General features: G+C 74.0%; 4 protein-coding genes. 3 read left to right on the top strand and 1 reads right to left on the bottom strand.

Annotated features, from left to right (window positions below):
* Positions 1 to 118: 118 nt before the first annotated feature.
* Entirely contained in the window at positions 119 to 304 is a 186-nt protein-coding gene (rpmB, locus tag ACFU74_RS35940; protein ID WP_073813963.1) for a 50S ribosomal protein L28, read from the bottom strand.
* A 283-nt stretch (positions 305 to 587) separates the two neighbouring features.
* Here rpmB and ACFU74_RS35945 point away from each other — a divergent pair, with 283 nt between their 5' ends.
* The 3 genes from ACFU74_RS35945 (at position 588) to ACFU74_RS35955 (ending at position 5,144) form a co-directional block, all read left to right on the top strand.
* Positions 588 to 2,219 (top strand): DAK2 domain-containing protein, encoded by a 1,632-nt coding sequence (locus tag ACFU74_RS35945; RefSeq protein ID WP_380764334.1) that lies wholly within the window; start codon positions 588 to 590, stop codon positions 2,217 to 2,219.
* Positions 2,220 to 2,258: 39 nt separating this feature from the next.
* Positions 2,259 to 4,499 carry an ATP-dependent DNA helicase RecG gene (gene recG / locus ACFU74_RS35950; RefSeq protein ID WP_380764335.1) on the top strand — a complete coding sequence of 747 codons (2,241 nt, stop codon included), beginning with the start codon at positions 2,259 to 2,261 and terminating at the stop codon, positions 4,497 to 4,499.
* A gap of 105 nt (positions 4,500 to 4,604) precedes the next feature.
* On the top strand, positions 4,605 to 5,144 hold the full coding sequence (locus tag ACFU74_RS35955; RefSeq protein ID WP_380764336.1) for a hypothetical protein: 540 nt from the start codon (positions 4,605 to 4,607) through the stop codon (positions 5,142 to 5,144).
* Positions 5,145 to 5,168: the final 24 nt, after the last annotated feature.

Here is a 5,168-nt window from a genome sequence, read left to right on the forward strand (position 1 = left end):
CCTGTGGGCGGGCCCGAGGGCCCGCCCACAGGCGGTCGGTCACATGCCGGAACAACAGAAAGCCGGTTCACCCGAGGATGAACCGGCTCACTGGAGGACCGGCATGCCGGTCTGCGCGTCAGCGCGAGACCTTACCGGCCTTGATGCACGAGGTGCAGACGTTGAGCCGCTTCGGCGTCCGCCCAACCACAGCGCGCACCGTCTGGATGTTGGGGTTCCAGCGACGGGGGGTACGGCGGTGCGAGTGGGAGATGCTGTTGCCGAAGCCCGGCCCCTTGCCGCAGACGTCGCAGTTGGCAGCCACAGGAGTCACTCCAAGACTTCAGATCATTTACATGAGACAACCCCGCCAGACCAGCGGAGCACTCACGTGAACCGAACCGGACCAAGGGGTGAGCCTGAACCTGTTCCAGGCAACCGGAAGAGCATACAACGCTTGCTTCCGTTCAACGAAACTACCATGACCGGCAGGGTGATCGCTCCGGCCGCCGTGTCCGCCGCCGCCTCCCGACCCCCGATAACCTGCGGGTACCACCCTCGCCGTTCACCGTCAGGCCATCACGGCGTCCCACTCCGGAGGAGACCTGGTGCTGCACACGCTCGACGCCCCGGCCGTGCGCAGCTGGTGCCAACTGGCGCTGCGCGCGCTCGGCCAGGCCCGCGAGGAGATCGACGCACTCAACGTCTACCCCGTCCCGGACGGCGACACCGGCACCAACCTGTACCTGACCGTGGAGTCGGCCGCCGCCGAGGTGGAGAGCCGGTTCGCCGACCCGGGCCCCGGTCCGGCGCCCGGCCTGGCCGAGACCGCCCGGGCGATGGCCCGCGGCGCCCTGGTCGGCGCCCGCGGCAACTCCGGGGTGATCCTCGCCCAGTGGCTGCGCGGCACCGCCGAGAAGCTCGCCGACGGCGGCGGGGCCGACCAGCTGCGGGCCGCCCTCCAGCGCGCCTCCGACGCCGCCTACCAGGCCGTCGCCGAACCGGTCGAGGGCACCCTGTTGACCGTCGCGCGGATCGCGGCCCGGGAGGCCGGCCGGGCCGGTGACGGGCTCGGACAGGTCGCCGAGGCCGCCTACCGGGCCGCCCGCGAGGCGCTGCGGCACACCCCCGAGCAACTGGCCGTGCTGGCCGAGAACGGCGTGGTGGACGCCGGCGGCCGCGGCCTGGTCGCCGTCCTCGGGGCGCTCGCCGACGCGGTGGCGGGCCACCAGCCGATGGGGCCGGTCGCGCTGCGCGGCGATCTCCTGCGGTCCGAGGGCTGCGAGGTGCACGTGCGCCCGCCGGGGCCCGGTCACCCGGCGTTCGAGGTGATCTACCTGCTGGACGCGCCCGACGAGGCGCTGCCCGTGCTCCGGGAGCGCCTCGGCGCGCTCGGCGACTCGCTGGTGGTCGGCGGCGGCGACGGCCTGTGGAACGTCCACGTCCACGTCGACGACGCGGGCGCCGCCGTCGAGGCCGGGGTCAGGGCCGGGCGCCCGCACCAGATCCGGATCACGCACTTCGCCGAGGCCGCCGCCCGCTCCGGGGCCGCCGCCGACCGCGGTGAGCCCGAGCGGCCGGCCCGCGCGGTGCTCTCGGTGGTCTCCGGCGAGGGCCTCGCCGAACTCTGCGAACAGGCCGGCGCGGTCGTCCTGCACGCCGAGCCCGGGCGTCCGCCGGCCAGCGCCGAACTCGCCGCCGCCGTCCGCCGGGCCGCCGCCCGGGAGGTCGTGCTGCTGCTCAACGACCCCGAACTGCGGGCCGCCGCCGGCGCGGCCGCCGACCAGCTGCGCGAGGAGGGCGTGCGGATCGCCGTGCTGCCCACCCGCTCGCCGGTGCAGGGCCTGGCCGCGCTCGCCGTGCACGAGGCCGGGCGGCGCTTCGACGAGGACGTGGTCGCCATGACCTCGGCGGCCGGCGCCACCCGGTACGCCGAACTGGCCGTTGCCGAGGGCGAGTCCTGGACCATGGCCGGCGTCTGCCAGGCCGGCGACGTGCTCGGCCTGATCGACGGGGACGTCGCGGTGATCGGCACGGGCCTGGCCGAGGTCGGCGAGAGCGTGCTGGACCGGATGCTCGGCGGGGGCGGCGAACTGGTCACCCTGATCCTCGGCGAGGGTGCCCCCGAGGGCCTCGCCGAAGGCCTGGTCGCGCACGCCCGGCACAGCCGGCCCGAGGTGGACGCGGCGGTCTTCCACGGCGGCCAGGAGTCGGCGCCACTGCTGATCGGCGTGGAGTGAGCGCCTGGATTGTCGGTTCGGTGGTGTAAACAGGGCCTGATGGGCGCTCTCGATGAACCACTGACCAAGCTCGTCGGCGACCGGACCGCCAAGGTGCTCGCCGACAGCCTCAAGCTGCGCACGGTCGGGGACCTGCTGCACCACTATCCGCGCCGCTACGCCGAACGCGGCCAGCTCACCAGCCTGGACGAGCTGGAGATCGACGAGCACGTCACCGTGCTGGCCCGGATCGAGAAGGTCACCCTGATCCCGTTCCGCGGCCGCAAGGGCGACCGGCTGGAGGTGGTGGTCACCGACGGCCGCAGCCGGCTCTCGCTGGTCTTCTTCAACCAGGGCTGGCGGCAGAAGGAGCTGCGCCCGGGGACCCAGGGCCTGTTCGCGGGCAAGGTCGGGTTGTTCAACCGGACCCGCCAACTGGCCTCCCCCGACTACCAGCTGCTCGACGACGCGGACGGCGACAGCGCCGCCGCCCAGTTCGCCGGACGGCTGATCCCGGTCTACCCGGCCAGCGCCCAGATGCCCAGCTGGAAGCTCTCGCTCTGCGTGGAGACGGCGCTCACCAAGCACCTGTCCGACGTCGGCGAGCCGCTGCCCGCCGAACTGCGCGAGCGGCACGGCCTGATCCCGCTGCCCGAGGCGCTCGAACTGATCCACCGCCCGCGCAACCAGGCCGACCGCGAACGCGCCCAGGAGCGGCTGCGCTGGGACGAGGCCTTCGTCCTCCAGGTCGCCCTCGCCCAACGCCGGGCCGCCGACTCCGCCCTCCCCGCCAAGCCCCGCGAGGCCCGCCCCGGCGGCCTCCTGGACGCCTTCGACGCCCGCCTCCCGTTCACCCTCACCGACGGCCAGCGGAAGGTCTCCGCCGAGATCGCCGCCGACCTCGCGAGCGACCACCCCATGCACCGGCTGCTCCAGGGCGAGGTCGGCTCCGGGAAGACCCTGGTCGCGCTGCGGGCGATGCTGGCGGTGGTCGACGCGGGCGGGCAGGCGGTGCTGCTGGCGCCCACCGAGGTGCTCGCGCAGCAGCACCACCGGTCGATCGTCGAGATGATGGGCGACCTCGCGGAGGGCGGCATGCTCGGCGGGGCCGACCTCGGGACCCGGGTGGTGCTGCTCACCGGGTCGATGGGGGTGCCGGCGCGGCGCCAGGCGCTGCTCGACATGGCCTGCGGGGACGCCGGCCTCGCGATCGGCACCCACGCGCTGATCGAGGACAAGGTGCAGTTCCAGGACCTCGGCCTGGTGGTGGTCGACGAGCAGCACCGGTTCGGCGTCGAGCAGCGGGACGCGCTGCGCGCCAAGGGCGAGCAGCCCCCGCACCTGCTGGTGATGACGGCCACCCCGATCCCGCGCACGGTCGCGATGACCGTCTTCGGGGACCTGGAGACCTCCGTCCTGGACCAGCTGCCGGCCGGCCGCTCGCCGATCTCCACCCATGTGGTGCCGGCCGTCGAGAAGCCCAACTTCCTGGCCCGGGCCTGGGAGCGGGTCCGCGAGGAGGTGGAGAAGGGCCACCAGGCGTACGTGGTCTGCCCGCGGATCGGCGACGAGGAGCCCGAGGAGCAGAAGGGCGCCAAGGGCGCCAAGCGCAAGCGCCGCGCCGAGGACCTGGAGGAGCTGCTCGACGACGCGCCGGACGAGGGCGCGGCGGACGAGGGCGACCGGCGGCCCCCGTTGTCCGTGGTGGAGACCGCCGGGAAGCTCGTCGGCGGCCCGCTGGCCGGGCTGCGGGTGGAGATCCTGCACGGGCGCCTCGCCCCGGAGGCCAAGGACGAGGTGATGCGGCGGTTCGCGGCCGGCGAGGTGGACGTGCTGGTCGCCACCACGGTGATCGAGGTCGGCGTCAACGTCCCGAACTCCACCGCGATGGTGATCATGGACGCGGACCGGTTCGGCGTCTCCCAGCTGCACCAGCTGCGCGGCCGGGTCGGCCGCGGCTCCGCCCCCGGGCTCTGCCTGCTGGTCACCGACATGCCGGCGGCCAGTGCCGCCCGTGCCCGGCTGGACGCGGTGGCGGGCACCCTGGACGGCTTCCAGCTGTCCCGGATCGACCTCGAACAGCGGCGCGAGGGCGACGTGCTCGGCCAGGCGCAGTCCGGGGTGAAGTCCTCGCTCAAGGTGCTCTCGGTGCTGGAGGACGAGGAGGTCATCGTCACCGCCCGCGCCGAGGCCACCCGGCTGGTCGCCGAGGACCCTGACCTCGCCGCCCACCCGGACCTGCGCACCGTCCTGGAGAGCCTGCTCGACGAGGAGCGCGCGGCCTACATGGAGAAGGGCTGAAGGGCCCGCCGGAAGGGCTCGATTGTCAGACCCCCGGGAGAGAATGAAGGTGTTCAGGACGCACCCCCAAGGTGCGTTCCTGGCGCGACACTTGGGGGTTTAGCCATGGCATTCCGTCATCTCAACGAGCTCCCGCTGGGCGACAAGGTCTTCCGGATCGAACTCGCCAGCGACGACGACCGCGAGGTCACCCTCACCCTCACCGGCTGGCGCGAGGGGGCGCCGGCGGCCCCGCTCGCCTCCGGCAAGCTGCGGCTGCCGGTGGAGGACGTCGCCTCGCTGCGGATCGCGCTCAACCGCGCGCTCCGGGCCCTGGCGATCGTCGCCGACGTCTCCGAGCCCATCCCCGACCGCGACGTGCTGCGCGAGCTCTACCCCGGCCACGGCGCCCCCTGGGTGCCGCAGCACGAGGAGGAGCTGGTCCGGCGCTTCCACGAGAGCGAGACCGTCGCCCGGATCGCCGCCCGCTTCGGCCGCACACCCGACTCCGTCCGCACCAAGCTGCGCGAGCTCGGCCACGACCCGCGCCGCCCCGAGTACTGCCCGCCCGACGGCTGCCTCTCCTGGTCCCGCTACGCCTCGCCCTCGCTGCTGGGTGCGACCGTCCCGGCCCCGGCGGCCGCGGCCGGCTCCGAGGCGAGCTGACCACCCGGGTCCGTCACCTGAGAC

Source organism: Kitasatospora sp. NPDC057500 (assembly GCF_042802195.1).
Classification (GTDB): domain Bacteria; phylum Actinomycetota; class Actinomycetes; order Streptomycetales; family Streptomycetaceae; genus Kitasatospora.